17 protein-coding genes are annotated in these 16,591 nt (G+C 34.6%); 4 read left to right on the top strand and 13 right to left on the bottom strand.

Features of this window, described 5'->3' with window-relative positions:
• Positions 1-5: 5 nt before the first annotated feature.
• From ACNQGG_RS01515 to ACNQGG_RS01500, 4 genes are all read left to right on the top strand, one after another.
• Positions 6-848 (top strand): polysaccharide deacetylase family protein, encoded by an 843-nt coding sequence (locus tag ACNQGG_RS01515; RefSeq protein ID WP_417960857.1) that lies wholly within the window; start codon positions 6-8, stop codon positions 846-848.
• A 458-nt stretch (positions 849-1,306) separates the two neighbouring features.
• A complete protein-coding gene (locus ACNQGG_RS01510; protein ID WP_417960855.1) occupies positions 1,307-2,743 on the top strand; it encodes a circularly permuted type 2 ATP-grasp protein in 1,437 nt (478 codons plus the stop codon).
• A gap of 44 nt (positions 2,744-2,787) precedes the next feature.
• Positions 2,788-3,741 (top strand): alpha-E domain-containing protein, encoded by a 954-nt coding sequence (locus tag ACNQGG_RS01505; RefSeq protein ID WP_417960853.1) that lies wholly within the window; start codon positions 2,788-2,790, stop codon positions 3,739-3,741.
• 6 nt (positions 3,742-3,747) lie between these two features.
• A complete protein-coding gene (locus ACNQGG_RS01500) occupies positions 3,748-4,737 on the top strand; it encodes a transglutaminase family protein (RefSeq protein WP_417960851.1) in 990 nt (329 codons plus the stop codon).
• A 101-nt stretch (positions 4,738-4,838) separates the two neighbouring features.
• On the opposite strand, the gene ACNQGG_RS01495 is transcribed toward ACNQGG_RS01500, so the two are convergent.
• The 13 genes from ACNQGG_RS01495 to atpE all read right to left on the bottom strand — a co-directional run bounded on the left by ACNQGG_RS01495 (position 4,839) and on the right by atpE (position 16,570).
• Positions 4,839-6,149, bottom strand: a complete 1,311-nt coding sequence (locus ACNQGG_RS01495; RefSeq protein WP_417960849.1) for a murein hydrolase activator EnvC family protein — start codon at positions 6,147-6,149, stop codon at positions 4,839-4,841.
• 24 nt (positions 6,150-6,173) lie between these two features.
• Positions 6,174-6,947 carry a lipoprotein insertase outer membrane protein LolB1 gene (gene lolB1 / locus ACNQGG_RS01490; RefSeq protein ID WP_417960847.1) on the bottom strand — a complete coding sequence of 258 codons (774 nt, stop codon included), beginning with the start codon at positions 6,945-6,947 and terminating at the stop codon, positions 6,174-6,176.
• Positions 6,944-8,296: a tetratricopeptide repeat protein gene (locus tag ACNQGG_RS01485; RefSeq protein ID WP_417960845.1), complete on the bottom strand. Its 1,353-nt coding sequence runs from the start codon at positions 8,294-8,296 to the stop codon at positions 6,944-6,946. Before ACNQGG_RS01485 ends, lolB1 begins: the two co-directional genes overlap by 4 nt.
• Positions 8,297-8,336: 40 nt before the next feature.
• Positions 8,337-9,347: a sugar phosphate nucleotidyltransferase gene (locus ACNQGG_RS01480; RefSeq protein ID WP_417960843.1), complete on the bottom strand. Its 1,011-nt coding sequence runs from the start codon at positions 9,345-9,347 to the stop codon at positions 8,337-8,339.
• A gap of 226 nt (positions 9,348-9,573) precedes the next feature.
• The gene (gene dut, locus ACNQGG_RS01475; RefSeq protein ID WP_416855832.1) at positions 9,574-10,008 is read right to left on the bottom strand and encodes a dUTP diphosphatase; all 435 of its coding nucleotides are present in this window, start codon (positions 10,006-10,008) and stop codon (positions 9,574-9,576) included.
• 141 nt (positions 10,009-10,149) lie between these two features.
• Positions 10,150-11,616 carry a lipopolysaccharide biosynthesis protein gene (locus tag ACNQGG_RS01470; RefSeq protein WP_417960841.1) on the bottom strand — a complete coding sequence of 489 codons (1,467 nt, stop codon included), beginning with the start codon at positions 11,614-11,616 and terminating at the stop codon, positions 10,150-10,152.
• A gap of 38 nt (positions 11,617-11,654) precedes the next feature.
• The gene (locus ACNQGG_RS01465; protein ID WP_417960839.1) at positions 11,655-12,083 is read right to left on the bottom strand and encodes a hypothetical protein; all 429 of its coding nucleotides are present in this window, start codon (positions 12,081-12,083) and stop codon (positions 11,655-11,657) included.
• Between the two features lie 73 nt (positions 12,084-12,156).
• Entirely contained in the window at positions 12,157-12,600 is a 444-nt protein-coding gene (locus ACNQGG_RS01460) for a GNAT family N-acetyltransferase (protein WP_416855829.1), read from the bottom strand.
• 90 nt (positions 12,601-12,690) lie between these two features.
• Complete coding sequence (gene atpG / locus ACNQGG_RS01455) at positions 12,691-13,551, bottom strand: ATP synthase F1 subunit gamma (protein WP_417960836.1); 861 nt, start codon at positions 13,549-13,551, stop codon at positions 12,691-12,693.
• Positions 13,552-13,636: 85 nt separating this feature from the next.
• Entirely contained in the window at positions 13,637-15,214 is a 1,578-nt protein-coding gene (gene atpA / locus ACNQGG_RS01450; RefSeq protein WP_126455013.1) for a F0F1 ATP synthase subunit alpha, read from the bottom strand.
• A 38-nt stretch (positions 15,215-15,252) separates the two neighbouring features.
• Entirely contained in the window at positions 15,253-15,786 is a 534-nt protein-coding gene (gene atpH, locus ACNQGG_RS01445) for an ATP synthase F1 subunit delta (protein WP_417960834.1), read from the bottom strand.
• Positions 15,787-15,791: 5 nt separating this feature from the next.
• Complete coding sequence (locus ACNQGG_RS01440; protein ID WP_417954359.1) at positions 15,792-16,292, bottom strand: F0F1 ATP synthase subunit B; 501 nt, start codon at positions 16,290-16,292, stop codon at positions 15,792-15,794.
• Positions 16,293-16,378: 86 nt separating this feature from the next.
• The gene (gene atpE / locus ACNQGG_RS01435) at positions 16,379-16,570 is read right to left on the bottom strand and encodes an ATP synthase F0 subunit C (RefSeq protein WP_007136870.1); all 192 of its coding nucleotides are present in this window, start codon (positions 16,568-16,570) and stop codon (positions 16,379-16,381) included.
• Between the last annotated feature and the right edge of the window lie 21 nt (positions 16,571-16,591).

Here is a 16,591-nt window from a genome sequence, read left to right as displayed (position 1 = left end):
GAATTATGAAAAATATCTTATTTTTAGTTCCTATTGGTTTGTTTTTATTGGTGAGTTGTAACTCTAAACCAAGTAAAATAGAAAAAGAGACCACTGAAGTTAATACGCCTGTTCAAAAAGTTGCTCCCAAAAAAGAAATGGCTGACTTAGCAACCATTCTTTCCAAAAAAGAAGTGCCTATATTATGTTATCATAATATTAAGCAGCTTAGCGCCAATGCTGGTGAAATGACAAAAACCTATACCGTATCTCCTACCAATTTTGCACAACAAATGAAAGCGTTGTCAGATGAAGGATATCATAGCATTTTACCCGATCAATTGTATGAATATTTAGTTCATGACGCTCCGCTACCTGCAAATCCTATCATGATCACATTTGACGATACACGTGGAGAACAATACAGTTTGGGTGCTTCCGAAATGGAAAAATACGGCTTCAAAGGCGTGTTCTTTGTAATGACCGTTTCCATCGACCGTCCTAATTATTTGACAAAAAAGCAAATTAAAAATTTATCGGACGCCGGAAATACTGTTGCGGCGCATACTTGGGATCATCACATGGTGACTAAATATGCTGGTGAAGACTGGGATACGCAATTGGTAAAACCCAAAAAGAAGCTGGAAGACATCATTGGTAAACCAGTGACTTATTTTGCTTATCCTTTTGGTTTGTGGAACAAAGAAGCAATCCCAGAAATAAAAAAGAGCGGGTACCAAATGGCATTCATTTTGTCTACCAAAAGAGATTCAATTGATCCGCTATACACCATCAGACGTATTATTGTGGCTGGCCAATGGTCGACTCCAAGTGTAATGAAAGCTATAAAATCTTCTTTTAATAAATAATTAAAAGCCGGTTATTCACATAAATCCTAATCCCAGTTATTAAATCTAATTAATAACTGGGATTTTTCTTTTGATTTGAATTAAAAACTACCGTTCAATTTACAGCCTAAAATTGATGTACTTTTTCACAAACAGCAATCACCCATCTTCTGTTTTTATTTTTTACCCCCTCCTTTTTACAAACTATTTATTCATTCTTTTAAATAACAAACTCTCATGTGCTATATTTCATGGGGTTGACCAATCAAAAAATATTTTTTAGACTGCGGAATCAAAAAAAACAACATTATATAACAGAATAATTATCAGAAAACAATTGTCAAAAAAAGAATGTTGTAAAAATTATTAATTAGTCATGTAATCGTCATTTTTATAAAAATTAAATTAATATTTTAGCTTTAAAGATGCATTTTTTATAGTAAAATATCATAAAATTTAATTTTTTAACAACAGAAAATATGATGAAGTTGATACCTAATTTAAACCAAAATGGCTGGGATGAAATGTTTTCTAACGAAGGGGTTCGGGAATCTTACCGTCAAGTATTGCAAACATTGCAAAGCTTAAATCACGAAAAACTAAACGATAAACATAGGCAGGCTTCTGATTTTTTTATGAATCAAGGAATCACTTTTACCGTTTATAGTGACGACAATCAAGGCATTGAAAGGATTTTTCCTTTTGATATCATTCCAAGAATCATTACCCAACAAGACTGGAACGAAGTAGAATCCGGAATAAAACAAAGGCTAAAAGCACTCAATTTATTCTTGGAAGACATCTATAACGAACAGCTTATTATAAAAGAAGGTATTATTCCGGCTTCATTAATCGCCTCTTGTCCGCACTATATCCAAGAAGTTCACGGGATTAAAGTACCTCACAACATTCATGTGCATATTGCAGGGATAGATTTGATTCGGGGAGCAAAAGGAGAGTTTTATGTACTGGAAGATAATTTGCGTTGCCCAAGTGGCGTGAGTTACATGCTTGAAAACAGAGAAATAACCAAACGTATTTTTCCAGAAATGCTCACCTCTAATCATGTGAGTATGGTCAGTAATTACCCGATGATTTTTCATAATATTTTGGTTTCACTGTCTCCAAGAAATATCGCTAACCCAAACGTAGTCTTATTAACACCCGGAGTTTACAACTCAGCGTATTATGAACATACTTTTTTAGCCAGACAAATGGGAATTCCTTTGGTCGAAGGAAGGGATTTAGTGGTGAACAACAACAAAGTTTATATGAAAACCACCTCAGGGCTTCAACAAGTAGATGTTATTTACAGACGCTTGGATGATGAATATCTTGATCCTTTGGTTTTCAAACCAGACAGTACGCTGGGTGTTCCAGGACTTATAAGTGCTTACAAACAAGGAAATGTAGCTTTGGTAAATGCAGTAGGAAACGGTGTCGCCGATGATAAAGCGGTATATGCTTATGTACCAGACATGATAAAATATTACATGAATGAAGAGCCAATTCTCAAAAATGTGCCAACCTACAGAATGGAAAATCTGGACGAAAGAGAAATGGTTTTTGCCAATATGGAAAACATGGTCATCAAGGAAACCAATCAGAGTGGTGGCTATGGAATGATTATGGGAAATAAAGCTACCCAAGAGGAATTAGATAACGCAAAAATTGCCATTGTTGGTAATCCGCGTAATTTCATTGCACAACCCATCATTCAACTCAGCACCGTTCCTTGCCTTATCGACGGAGAACTAAAACTACGTCATGTTGATTTAAGACCCTATGCTTTGTGCGGCCCAAATGGCGTAAAAATAGTCCCTGGCGGACTAACCCGAGTCGCGCTTACCGAAGGCTCATTAGTCGTTAATTCTTCGCAAGGCGGAGGAAGTAAAGATACTTGGATAGTAAAATAAATTAAAGGTCTAACAGCGCGAAACCTTTTTAAAAAGTAAACAAAATGAAAGTAAATATGCTCAGCCGAGTTGCAGACGGAATGTTTTGGCTCAACCGATATATGGAAAGAACAGATGGAATGTTACTTACCCTAAACACCTTTTATATCTTGTCTTTTGACAAAGAAACGAATGATTCTCAAGGGTACAAACCATTATTGGAATACTACACTGATTTGTCAATGGAACAAATAAATCAAGTACAATACGACACAAACTTCATTTTAAAGTATATCATTTGCGATAGTCCAAACCATAATTCCGTGAAGAATCTCGTTATCAAAGCACGAGAAAATGCGAGAGGTTCACAAGATAAAATTACAAAAGAACTTTGGGAACACATCAATTCTTTGTATCACTTCATGAACTCACCCGACTTACCAAAAAAATTAGAAACGTCTGATGCGAGTAATATCATCTCAAAACTCAATAAAGATTTTTTGCTGTACAATGGAATTCTTCAGGTTACAATGCCCAGAGGATTGGGTTGGTGTTTTTCAAGTATTGGCAAACATATAGAAAGATGTCTGCAAACCATTTCGCTAACCCAAGCGTACTACGCTCCTATTCAGTATAATCTTGATGGAAATGAAGATTTATTGTATTGGAGAAGATTATTACTTTCACTTTCAGGTTACGAATTATACTTAAAAAGCTACAGTAATATTCCGCACAATCGCAAAGTGGTGCAACAGGTTATCTTCAATAGAGATTTTGCACATTCCGTGATTTACACTTTGGAATTAATAGACACCTATTTGAACAACTTGTTTAAAGACAATAATCTGAGTGAAGCACGAACATTGCACAATCAATTTGGAAGACTTAAAAGTTCTGTCGAATTTACGGATTATCATCATCTTACCAACAAAGAATTAGAAGACGTACTTAACAATACCAGAACACAATTGATACAGTTTTCGACAGATTTTTCTAAATTATTTTTCTCTTATACGTAATATAAAATGGCAATTTTCAAAATAGTTCACATCACAAAATACCAATACAACTGGCCCATAAAAGAAAGTATAAATGAGATTCGTTTATTCCCACACCATTTTGACAACCAAGATGTACTTCAATACCAGCTTTTAATAACGAATAATCCCGAGGTCGAAATTTCTCAGGATTATTTCGGTAATCGAGTGGGGAATTTTAATACATTAGAAGCACATACTGAAATGACTATCGAATCCAGAATGTTAGTTCGTGTCAATCATTCGCTTAAAATCCCTGAAATAGATCATACCACGATAAAGGATTTGGCAAAAGAAAAAGAAAAGAGCATTCTTTTATTGCGTCTTTGCTACCCCGAAACCATCAAAAAGCAAAACGAAATCAATGCAATTCTGAACGAAATAAACTGTATTGACAAGCCCATTATAGAAATTGCGCAACAATGCAATCAATATATTTTTACAAATTTCAAGTACACCAAAGGAATCACCAATATCGAAACCACGGTCGATGAGATTTTAGAAATTAGAAAAGGCGTTTGCCAAGACTTTGCGCATGTACTCTTACAACTATTACGTACGGCAGGAATTCCGTCGCGCTATGTGAGCGGTTACATTTGTCCTAACGAAAGCGGACTCAGAGGCGAAGGCGCCACACACGCTTGGGTAGAAATTTACACTCCAAAACAGGGCTGGCTTGGTCTTGATCCTACTAACAATATCTGGACCATGGACAATCACGTAAAACTTTCCGTAGGTCGTAATTTTTATGATTGCACGCCGGTAAAAGGAACTTTCAAGGGACTTTCCAGACAAACACTTTCTGTATGCGTTTCGATAGGCTACGAAGATGGAAGACAATTTGAAGATATAAACGATGTGCAACTCGAAGAAGTTTCCATAGAACTCCAGGAACAATTGGATTACATAGAGCTACTCCAGCAGCAACAAAAACAACAGCAACAACAGCAACAACAACAACAACAACAACAACAATAATCAAGTTATTTGGCACAAAAAAAGCGAATCAAATTATTACTTTTTGATTCGCTTTTTTAGCTAAATATAAAACTGGAATCTACTTCGATTCCAATGAATTATTACATATTATACAACCAACTTTGAGGATTGTTGTACGTAGTGTTTTGAAGAATTAAAAATTTAATTATGGTTCTGCCTTCACTATTGGTTCTTACTTTTCCAAGGCTTTGTTTGGTGCTTACTTTATCACCTTTATTTACAAACACAGAACTTAAATTCTGATAAACTGTAAAGAAATCCCCGTGTTGTATCATTACCGCTTTATTTATAGGCGATAAAACAATTACACTGGTCACTTCTCCTCCAAAAACGGCTCTTGCACTTGATCCTTGGTCCGTAGTGATTTCCACCCCACTATTGTGAATAACTAAGGTTTTATAAACAGGATGCGCCTGATCTCCATATCCCAATGACACAAATCCTTTTTCTACTGGCCAAGGTAACTTCCCTCTATTAGCTCTAAAATTATCAGCGATTAATTTTGTTTCTGCAGTCAGTTCTATTTTTGAAGAAGATACCGAAGATGAAGAAACAATCTCTTTAGCTCGTGTTTTTATTTCCGATTTGGTTTCTGTTTTTGATCCGGCAAGCGATTCTGCTTTTGCTTTTTCCATAGCTCTTTCCATTGCAGCTTTTCTGTTAGCTTCGGCAATAGCTTGACGAATTAATCGGTCAATTTGTCTATCAATCGATCTGGATTCCTGTTGTTTTTTCTTGATTTCAGCAAGAATCTTGCTTTTATCTTTCTTAATGGATTTGACTAATTTCTCTTGCTCCTTCCTCTCTTTTTCTAATGACAAACGCTCTTTTTCATTTTCGGCAATAAGTTTTTGTTTCGCCGTTTTTTGCACATTCAGTTTTCCATTATACACGACAAGTTCTCCAGTTTTCGTCTTTATTTCTTCGCCTTGCATTTTCCTGTAATTCGTGTACTGTTTCATGTACTGTGCCCTTTTATAGGCCTGCAAAAAATTCTCGGAAGACAATAAAAACATCGCTCTACTTTCCTCAGAACGACTTTTGTAGGACTTTACAATCATTTCAGCATAATCAGCCTTAAGGATTTCCAGTTCTTTTTTTAGTTTATTAATTTTCACCTGATTAATATACATATCATTCCCCAAAAGCTTTTTCTGCTTTTCAGTAGTATTAATCAGTTTTTCTTTAAGCTTTATCTTATTGCTTTGAATAACAATTACATTTACAGCCGTTTTTTCTTTTTTCTTTACGGTTTGTAATAGTTTTTCATTTTCGCGAATTTCTTTTTGAATCTGGGCTTTTCGTTCTTCTAATTTTTCTTGCTGTGTTGTTTGACCCCACATTAGTGAAGTCAAGCTTATAAAAATTAGGCTTAGGAGAAATTTTGGCATCTTAAAAAAATATTTTTTGCAAATTTACTTAATTATAATTCTTTTGTACCCATTTGGAACACTATAAGGAAAAGAAAGTTCTTCATTGAACGTTACACTGTTGTAATCTAAATTAATTTCCGTTTTGCCTTTCTTTTGAACTGTATTTATTAGCACATTTGAAGGCAATATTGCTTCATTGTACACTTTATTATCAGAATAAGCCACTTGAATCATTCTGTCTTCAGCAGTTTGTTTTATTTCCTGTCTTTTGACCAAAAATTTCTCCGTATCAAAAAAGAACGATTTTTTCGTATTGTTATTCGAAACATCATCCAATCTATAGGTCTGTTCTACTAATGACTCGGTATATTTTCCTTTATTCAAATCATCAATTGCATCACCAAGTAACATATTTTGGATCTTATTAAAATCTAAATCAGTTCCCAACCATTGACTCAATCCTCTGAAATCCCCTTCAAAATAACTGCCGTTTATTTTTTCATAATAGTTTACTGCAGTTGGCGTAATCAATGCTTTTGCCATTGTAATTCCCAAAAACCGAATACTAATCAAAATTTGTTGGTCTTTCTGTATTTTTATTTCGGCGGTAACATTTTGAGTTTGTTTCTCATCAGCATATCTTGCATTGGACTTAATATATAATGTAGAAAAATTGTTTTTATTGTTGTAATGATTTTCTATTATTTTATCAGCAGTCAAATAGTTTGATTTTACACTAGCCTCTGCTACAATAGCTTTCGATTTACACGAAGCCATAAAGACTGTAAGTACTAGCAGTATTGAAATTTTTTTCATTGTTTTTTTTGTTTTAATAATTGGTTGGCTTTGGAGAAATACATTTCTTTTTTCTTGAAATCGCCCAAACCGTTATATGCTTCTCCAAGCTGGATATTGAAATTTGCTTCTAATGTTATGTCGTCTACCAAATAATCCAAACCCATTTCGAGTATTGCTGCCGCTTTTTTATACTGCTGCAATTGATTGTTCGCTAAACCTGAATAATAATAAAACTGCGGTTGCGTAGGAAATGTTTCAATCATTGTCATGGCTTTTTTGGCAACCAAATCAAACTGTTTTACTTCGGTGTACGCTTGAAGCAAAAGCAAATTCGTTTCGATATCTTCTGTCGAACCATTCTTTAAAGAACGTTCATAAAACGTAATGGCTTTGTCCCATTGCTTTTTACTATGATAATATTTTCCAATTTCTTTGGCAACATCAACTGTAGCATCAGTATCGAAATAGGCAATGGCTCTCTCTAAATCAGCGGAATATTGAGGATTTTTATCCACAAAAATCAAAAATTCATTCAGCATTCTGTGTTTTATCTTTGAATCTATTTTGGCGCTGGCCAAAGAAATATTCATCGCATTGATAGCTTTTGGGGCTTCATTATTATCCAAATAAACTTTAAATAAACTCACTTGCGCCAATTCAGAATTTGGAATTGCCGCCGCTAACTTTTTGGTTATATCAAATGCTTTCTCAGCTTCATTATTCTTCGAATACAAATTAATCAGCGCGATATAATTGGATTCGTCTTTTGGGTTTTTATCGATTTGCGCTATTAAATTGGACTCTTCAACATTTTGAAATTTCCCTTCCGATAAAATCTGTATTTTGTATAATTCCCTTCTTTCCGATTTTCCAAAAGTGGCATTTAATTCATTAATTAGATCAAGCGCTTTATCAAATTGCTTGGTCCCCATATAAAGCGATGTTAAGTCTTCTTTATACTTTTCGTCAAATGGTATTAATTTATTGATGGCTATCAGCGCTTGATTATAATTACTGGTTTCATAACTCACATCATACATTCCCACCCAAAACCATTTGTTTTTTGGATCAATTTGTGTGGCGTGTTCAAATGCACTGTAGGCATTTCCATAATCCTTTGATGCTAAATAGTTTTTTCCTAATTCGAAATAGACTGTGGCGTTATTGGGTTGGAGTTTTACACATTGTTCCAAAGCTTTAATTGCTTTATCATAATTTTCAATCCCCTTTTGAAGCAACGCTTCATAAAAAAATTCCTGAAACTGATCTTTTTCCTGCTTAATTTCTTCCGGTTCGGTTTGCGCCAATAACAACGTTGAATTGCATTGCAAAACCAAAAACAGAATTATGAAAGCTCCTTTTTTCATTGAATATTTCTTGCCCTTTATTTCATCATTTTGGATGCAATTATTCCAACACCGAATAATCTCCAATACTTATACTTGTAAATTTACCGTCGAAACTGGCGTGGTTTCCTATCATCGCATTATCCAGATTCGCATTTTTAATATGAGAATGAGTTTGAACCAAGCTATTTTTTATGGTGCTGTTTGACACATGGCATCCGTTTCCTAATGACACATTAGGCCCAACAGTTGCGTTTATCAAAACCACATCTTCACCAATATAACATGGCGGAATGATGGTTGAATTTTCTAACTTAACATCAAAGTCCACTAAATGTATTCCATCGTTGTGCAAGAACCCTAGCATTCTGGAATTCGTTTCCACGGTGACGTCTTTATTTCCACAATCCATCCACTCGGCTACTTTACCGGGAACAAATACCATGCCTTTTGCCATCATTTGCTTTATTCCATCGTTAATTTGATATTCTCCACCGTGAATAATATTATTGTCTAATACTAATTGAAGTTCATTTTTTAAAACGGCAACATCTTTAAAATAGTAAATTCCAATAACGGCAAGATCCGAAACAAAGGCCGCAGGTTTCTCCACCAGTTCGACTATTTCATTCGCTTCGTTTAAGTTTATCACACCAAAAGCCTCTGGGTGATCTACTTGTTTAACCCAAATAACACTATCGGCATTTTGATCTAAATCGAAATCGGCACGAATTAAAGTATCCGCATACGCAATAACAGCTGGTCCGCTCAAAGAATCTTTGGCACACATAATAGCGTGACCGGTTCCTAAAGCTTCGTTTTGATAATAAATCGTTCCTTTAGCGCCTAATTTTTGTGCGATAGCTATTAATTCCTCTTCTACTTTTTTGCCAAAACTTTCATGGATGATAAAGGCAATTTCTTCAATATCTTGATTTAAAACAGCTGCAATATCTTCTACTAAACGGTGAACGATTGGTTTTCCGGCTACAGGAATTAATGGTTTAGGAATGGTTAATGTATGTGGTCTTAATCTGGAACCTCGCCCAGCCATTGGTACAATTATTTTCATTTGTTTTTGTCATTGCGAGGAACGAAGCAATATCATCCTCTTATTAATTCAATTTTTATTTTAGCGCAAAATTTGCAAGATTTTATGCAAAGTTCACAAAGGTTTTCTTATATTATTTGGCCACAGATTAAACGGATTAAACCTATTTCCACGGATTTTTTATTTGAAATTTGTTGCAAAATAGCATCTCATAGCACAACTGCTAACTGCAACTGAAAACTAATTTCTATTTCACTCCTGTACTTCCAAAACCGCCTTCGCCTCTTGAAGTTTCGGTTAATTCCTGAACTTCTATCCACTCCGCACGTTCGTGTTTTGCGATTATAAGTTGTGCGATGCGTTCTCCGTTTTCAACTACAAAAGCTTCGTTGGATAAATTTACTAAAATTACGCCTATTTCGCCTCTATAATCGGCATCAACTGTTCCGGGAGAATTGAGAACTGTAATTCCTTTTTTGGCGGCCAGACCACTTCTTGGTCGCACTTGTGCTTCGTAACCTATTGGTAATTCTATGAAAAGACCAGTTTTTACTATGGCTCTTTCCAATGGTTTTAGGGTTATTGATTCCGTTAAGTTTGCTCTTAAATCCATTCCTGCCGAAGCTATGGTTTCATAGTTTGGCAAAGCATGTTCTGATTTATTGATGATTTTTATCGTCATTTTTTTATTTATTTTTAGCCCTGATAGCAGTGAAAATCCTTTCTAGTCCTGAACTTGTTTCAGGATCCTGAAACAAGTTCAGGACTAGAAAGATTGCAACGGATAGCAGGAAATGGCTCCTAAAATTGATTAAGTTAAATTCTAGTTATTTTTTCGGTTCAAAATTCTGGTTAACATTTCTTTTTCGTTGTAATATATAAAATACATGAATGCGAGTAGTAATGGAATTCCAACAAAATAATTTTCTCGGAAACCATAGAATGAAATGGCCGAAAATCCTATTGAAAGACCAAGATATCCTCCTATTTTCATTATATCATACGGTATTGGATAATATTTATTTCCTAAATAATAGGAAATAGACATCATACTACCGTAGGCTGCTATTGTAGCGATTGCTGACCCATAATAACTCATCGTTGGGATGAGCATATAGTTTAACACCAATGTTATTATGGCGCCAACAATGGAGATATAGGCCCCAATATAGGTTTTGTCGATGAGTTTGTACCAAACGGAAAGATTCGTGTAAATTCCGAGGAAAAAATTGGCGAGAATAATCAACGGAACCACTTTCATGGCTTCCCAATACGAGGTATCCCGAATCATAAGCTGTTTTAGAATATCGGCAAAGACGATTACTCCCAATAAAATAAAAGAGCCAAAAATGACGAAATATTTGGTCACTGTGGCATACGTTTGCGGTGCGTTAGCATTAGAAGCATGGCTGAAAAAAAATGGCTCTATTCCTAATGTATAGGCTGTTCGATACAAAACCATGAATAACCCCAGTTTATAACAGGCAGAATACACTCCAACTTCAGCTTCGGCAATATTTACCGGTAATAATTTCCCTAATAGAATTTTATCAAATTGCTCGTTGATGGCAAATGCAATTCCGGCGACCATTATAGGCAATCCGTAACGCATCATTCGTTTCCAAAGGGCAGCATCAAATTTCCATTTAAGCAAGATATAATCCGGAGACAACACTACAAATGTCAATAAACTGGCGATGATATTGGCTAAAAATATATAGCCAATCTGGAAGTTTTCAATATACAAAGAACCTAAAAATCCATTTGGATTGGATTCCGCAATTTTGGGTAAAAAGAGTAAAAAGAAAACACTTAAAGAAAGATTAACTACAACATTTCCAATTTTGATAGCAGCATAAACCATTGGTTTTTGATAGGCTCTCAATTTTGAAAACGGAATAATTACCAAAGCATCCAATGCTAAAATCCAAATGGTATAGGTGATGTATTGCGTATCTATTCCTGACCATTGAGACAAGGTATTTCGATATAAAAGCCCAACAAATAGAAAAGAAATGGAGGTCCAAAAAATCGAAACCATAGTAGTTTCCACAACGGACTTCTTATTGGTTTCATTATTATAAAATCTAAAAAAAGCGGTTTCCATTCCGTAAGCAAGTATAACATTGAAAAAAATCATCCAAGCGAAAATTATGGACACTTTTCCATACTCAGCTTTTGGCAATAAATCAGTATAAAGTGGAACTAGTAAAAAACTGAACATTCTAGGTATAACCGTAGCTAGTCCATAAATTGCTGTTTGTTTGAAAAGGCTTTTATATAATCCCAAAATGATTTATCTGTTTATATTTATAAAAACAAAAATAACTAATTCTTTGGTTTATTTATCGATGGATAGGCAATAGTTGGGTTTTCTTTGGCATTCATTATTTTGAAAAATAAGGCTTTCTTATTTTTCGTATATTCTAATAAAGCTTCATTTGGTTTTAAATCGAATTTTGGTTTTAGTATAACTGGCGCCTTATTACCATATTCTTTTAGAGAATCACTGTCCAAGATTAAATCCTGATTTATATTCTTTTGGTAAAAATGTGCTACAAAAGTATTTTTGGACAGTTCTTTAAGATTTGTTTCCAGATTTCTAAAAATGATTTTCTCCAGCTTAATTTCTTTAGAAAGAGACTTTTTGAATTCAATATAAAAATCAATTCCGCTTCCTTTCTCTCCACCAATCCATTTCTGAAAATAAACAGATTTAATTTCCTGTGGAAATTCCGTTTGAAGTTCTTGTTTCATAGCACAAAAAGTTAAGCTGATTGTAAGTAAAAACAGGAGTATTATTCTTTTAGATCGTTTCATCTTTTGGGATTTAACTTAATCCTTCTTCGTTTAAAATTTTAAGAAAATGGAATCCTTTTGGGACATATCCTTGGTTATAATAAAAGCGGTGTGCCGTAAAATTCCCAGTAAAAGCATCCAAAACAATCATGGTACAACCTGTCTCTTTGGCTTTTGCATCTATATAATCTGTCATCATTTTCCCCAAACCTTTAGAGCGATGTTCGGGATGAACGATAAAATTGTCGATCTCGATATATTTTCCCGACCATAGTTTTGTTCCCAACCAAAATCCTGAAACAGCCACACAAACCTCATTTTCAAAAACAGCTACTTGCTTGTAATTATGCGGTATCATCTCAACCAAATAAGCTCCATATTTTTCTAAAGTAAATGTGGGATATAAAAACCGCATTACTTCGATATTGCTAAGCATTTCGTCTAAAGTGGTCAGTTCTCTAATTTCTAATTGCATTCTTCCTATTGTGTTTTAAACTATAAATTTAAACAAAAAAAGAGCCAACACATGGTTGGCTCTTAGAATATATTTTGAATCAATAATTTATTATCCATTCAATGCTTCGGCACCACCAACAATCTCTAAGATCTCATTAGTAATAGAAGCTTGACGTGCTTTATTATAAGTCAATTTCAATTGATTTCTCAACTCAGTTGCGTTATCAGTTGCTTTGTGCATGGCTGTCATACGCGCTCCGTGCTCTGAAGCAAATGAATCACGAATTCCTTTATACAATTGTGTTTTCAATGATTTTGGAATCAAAGTCAACACGATTTCTTCTTTTGAAGGTTCAAATATATAATCGCCAGTTGAAACCGTAAGATCAGATTTTATAGGTGCTAATGGCAAAAATTGTTCTGTTTGAACGATTTGTGTCGCAGCATTTTTAAATTGGTTGTAAATCAACTCAATTTTATCATATTCACCAGAAACGAATTTCTCAGTCAACATATCTGAAATCTTGGCAACATTATCAAAAGTCAATGTATCAAAAATAGCACTTTGGTTTTCAACAACCGAAAGTGTTTTACTCAAAACATCATTTCCTTTTTTACCAATAGCAAAAATATCAACTTGTTTACCTGCATAAAACTCAGCTCTGCTTTTTGCTTCCTTGATAACATTGGTATTAAATGCACCACACAAACCTCTATTTGAAGTTATGGCTACCACTAAAACTTTCTTGATTTCACGTTGCGTTGTAAACTCTCCACCGGCATCACCTTCAAGTGTAGCAGAAAGATTTTGCAATAATTCCGTTAATTTTTCGGCATAAGGGCGCATTGCTGTGATTGCATCTTGTGCTTTCTTTAGCTTTGCTGCAGAAACCATTTTCATTGCCGATGTGATTTGCATCGTAGATGAAACGGAAGTAATTCTATTACGGATTTCCTTTAAATTTGCCATTTTTTTGTAAGTATTAAGTAGTAATTATTAAGTAATAAGTAATAAAGAAAACCTTACTACTTACTACTTAAAATTTAAAACTTTTTTAGTTATATTTTGCTGATAATTCTTTTGCTACAGTTTCGATTACATCTGTAATTTCGTCTGTCAATTTTCCTGCTTTCAAAGCGTCAAGAGTTGCTCTGTGTTTGTTGTTCAAGAATTCCAAGAAATCTTTCTCAAATTCTCTTACTTTATTCACAGGAACATTTCTCAATAAGTTTTTAGAACCAGCATAGATAATCGCAACTTGATCTTCAACAGTGTAAGGATCGTTCAAACCTTGTTTTAAAATCTCAACGTTTCTTCTTCCTTTTTCAATTACATTTAAAGTAACGGCATCAAGATCAGAACCAAATTTAGCAAACGCTTCCAATTCACGGAATTGTGCTTGATCCAGTTTTAAGGTACCTGCTACTTTTTTCATTGATTTAATTTGTGCATTTCCTCCAACACGAGATACCGAAATACCTACGTTAATTGCTGGACGAACCCCAGAGTTGAACAAATCTCCGTCAAGAAAAATTTGACCATCTGTAATCGAAATTACGTTTGTTGGGATGTACGCAGAAACGTCACCAGCTTGCGTTTCAATAATTGGTAAAGCAGTAAGAGAACCACCACCTTTTACAATTGATTTCAATGAATCTGGTAAATCGTTCATGTCTTTAGCAATTCCATCATCTGCAATTACTTTACAAGCACGTTCTAATAATCTACTGTGAAGGTAGAAAACGTCTCCAGGATAAGCTTCACGTCCCGGTGGTCTTCTTAATAAAAGAGAAACCTCACGATACGCAACAGCTTGTTTAGATAAATCATCATAAACAATTAAAGCCGGACGACCTGAATCTCTAAAATATTCACCAATTGCAGCACCTGCGAAAGGAGCGTACACTTGCATTGGAGCTGGATCAGAAGCATTAGCAGCAACAATAATGGTATACGCCATTGCTCCTTTTTCTTCTAACATTTTAGCAATTCCTGCTACAGTTGACGCTTTTTGTCCAATTGCAACATATATACAGAATACTGGTTTCCCAGCATCATAAAATTCTTTTTGATTTAAGATAGTATCGATACAAACAGTTGATTTACCTGTTTGACGGTCACCAATAACTAGCTCACGTTGTCCACGTCCAACTGGAATCATAGCATCTACTGCTTTTATTCCTGTTTGTAATGGCTCAGTAACGGGTTGACGGAAGATAACTCCAGGAGCTTTTCTCTCCAAAGGCATCTCGTATAAATCTCCACCGATTGGTCCTTTTCCATCAATTGGAAAACCAAGCGTGTTTACCACACGACCTACCATTTGTTCTCCTACTTTAAGAGAAGCAATACGTTGTGTTCTTTTTGCAGTTGAACCTTCTTTGATTCCTGTAGACGGTCCTAAAAGTACCACCCCTACATTGTCTTCTTCAAGATTCAAAACAATAGCTTCTAATCCATTGTCAAATTCAACTAACTCTCCATATTGAACATTCGAAAGCCCGTAAACACGAGCAATACCGTCTCCAACTTGAAGTACTGTTCCTACTTCTTCTAGTGTAGCACCAGATTCAAAACCTTCTACTTGCTTTCTTAATATTGCTGAAATTTCAGCAGGTTTGATTTCCGCCATCTTAATTTATAATTTAGACACTTAAATGTGTAATAAAACTAATTACTTAACTCTCTCTTTAATACTTGTAATCTGTTGGCTACTGAAGCATTGTACTGCTGGTCGCCTATTCTTAGGATAAAACCTCCAATAATTGAAGGATCTACTACATTTTCTATTGTGATTTTTTTATCCGAAAGTGTTCCAATTTTAGCTAAAACTTTAGCTTTTAAGTCAACATCTAATGGAAAAGCGGTAGTTACTTTCGCAACTTCAATACCGTTCATTTCATCTAACAATTTTTTGTATTCCAAAGCGATTGCCTCAAGAATTTCAAATCTTTTGTTTTCGAATAACAAATGAAAAAGTCCTTTTGTTACCCCATTCACATCTGCAAAAACTTCCAATAGTGCATTTTCTTTAACTTCAACTTTAATGGTAGGATTTTCAATAAAAGTATTCAATTCCTGATTTCCGTTGATTGTCGAAGCAATTAAAGTCATGTCTTTGCCTACCTCATTGGCTACGCCAATGGAGTCTGCCATATCCAGAATTGCTTTTGCGTAGCGAATTGCTGCTCTTGTACTTGCCATAATTGTTAGTTTATCTTTACGTCACCTAACATTTTCTCAACTAATTTAGTTTGAGCTTCTTTGTTAGATAATTCGTCTTTCAATATTTTTTCTGCGATACTCAATGATAAAGTTGAAACTTGTAATTTCAATTCAGCCATTGCTGCATTTTTTTCACTTTCAATTGCTGCTTTCGCTTGCTCAATCATTTTTAGACCTTGTGCCTGCGCTTCGTTTTTAGCATCAGCAACCATTTTCTCTTTCATTTCACGAGCATCTTTAAGCATGTTGTCACGCTCTAATCTTGCTTCTTGCAAAATCCGTTGGTTATCAGCTTGAAGATTTTGCATTTCTTTTCTAGCATTTTCAGCTGAAAGCAATGCATTTTTAATTCCTTCTTCTCTATCATTTACTGCATCAAGAATGGGTTTCCAAGCGAATTTTTTTAATAAGAATATTAATCCAACAAATATTAAAACTTGCCAAATAAACAAACCAAACGAAAAATCATTTATTAACTTATCCATTGTATATTATTATAAATTTTTAATGTTTTAATTTTAAAAACAACAGTCACAACCAACCGTTGTAACTGTTGCTTTTTGTGTTTTAATTAAGATGCGAATAACGCAGCGAAACCAATACCTTCAATAAGTGCAGCTGCGATAAGCATAGCTGTTTGGATTTTTCCTGAAGCTTCTGGTTGACGAGCAATAGCGTCCATTGCTGAACCACCAATTCTACCAATACCTAAACCTGCTCCGATTACAATTAACCCTGCTCCTACAATAGTTGGAATTTGCATAATATATATATTAAAAATTAA

Source organism: Flavobacterium esculini, assembly GCF_048284325.1.
GTDB lineage: Bacteria > Bacteroidota > Bacteroidia > Flavobacteriales > Flavobacteriaceae > Flavobacterium.
Note: the sequence above shows the minus strand (reverse complement) of the source record. Positions and strands in the feature narration are given on the sequence as shown.

Bases quoted from the DNA above. Each gene is read 5' to 3' on its own strand.
- atpA (WP_126455013.1), bottom strand. From the start codon at position 15,214: ATGGCGGAAATCAAACCTGCTGAAATTTCAGCAATATTAAGAAAGCAA.
- lolB1 (WP_417960847.1), bottom strand. From the start codon at position 6,947: ATGAAAAAAATTTCAATACTGCTAGTACTTACAGTCTTTATGGCTTCG.
- ACNQGG_RS01440 (WP_417954359.1), bottom strand. From the start codon at position 16,292: ATGGATAAGTTAATAAATGATTTTTCGTTTGGTTTGTTTATTTGGCAA.
- ACNQGG_RS01495 (WP_417960849.1), bottom strand. From the start codon at position 6,149: ATGCCAAAATTTCTCCTAAGCCTAATTTTTATAAGCTTGACTTCACTA.
- ACNQGG_RS01510 (WP_417960855.1), top strand. From the start codon at position 1,307: ATGATGAAGTTGATACCTAATTTAAACCAAAATGGCTGGGATGAAATG.
- dut (WP_416855832.1), bottom strand. From the start codon at position 10,008: ATGACGATAAAAATCATCAATAAATCAGAACATGCTTTGCCAAACTAT.
- ACNQGG_RS01500 (WP_417960851.1), top strand. From the start codon at position 3,748: ATGGCAATTTTCAAAATAGTTCACATCACAAAATACCAATACAACTGG.
- atpH (WP_417960834.1), bottom strand. From the start codon at position 15,786: ATGGCAAGTACAAGAGCAGCAATTCGCTACGCAAAAGCAATTCTGGAT.
- ACNQGG_RS01460 (WP_416855829.1), bottom strand. From the start codon at position 12,600: ATGCAATTAGAAATTAGAGAACTGACCACTTTAGACGAAATGCTTAGC.
- ACNQGG_RS01480 (WP_417960843.1), bottom strand. From the start codon at position 9,347: ATGAAAATAATTGTACCAATGGCTGGGCGAGGTTCCAGATTAAGACCA.
- ACNQGG_RS01485 (WP_417960845.1), bottom strand. From the start codon at position 8,296: ATGAAAAAAGGAGCTTTCATAATTCTGTTTTTGGTTTTGCAATGCAAT.
- atpG (WP_417960836.1), bottom strand. From the start codon at position 13,551: ATGGCAAATTTAAAGGAAATCCGTAATAGAATTACTTCCGTTTCATCT.
- ACNQGG_RS01465 (WP_417960839.1), bottom strand. From the start codon at position 12,083: ATGAAACAAGAACTTCAAACGGAATTTCCACAGGAAATTAAATCTGTT.
- ACNQGG_RS01515 (WP_417960857.1), top strand. From the start codon at position 6: ATGAAAAATATCTTATTTTTAGTTCCTATTGGTTTGTTTTTATTGGTG.
- atpE (WP_007136870.1), bottom strand. From the start codon at position 16,570: ATGCAAATTCCAACTATTGTAGGAGCAGGGTTAATTGTAATCGGAGCA.
- ACNQGG_RS01505 (WP_417960853.1), top strand. From the start codon at position 2,788: ATGAAAGTAAATATGCTCAGCCGAGTTGCAGACGGAATGTTTTGGCTC.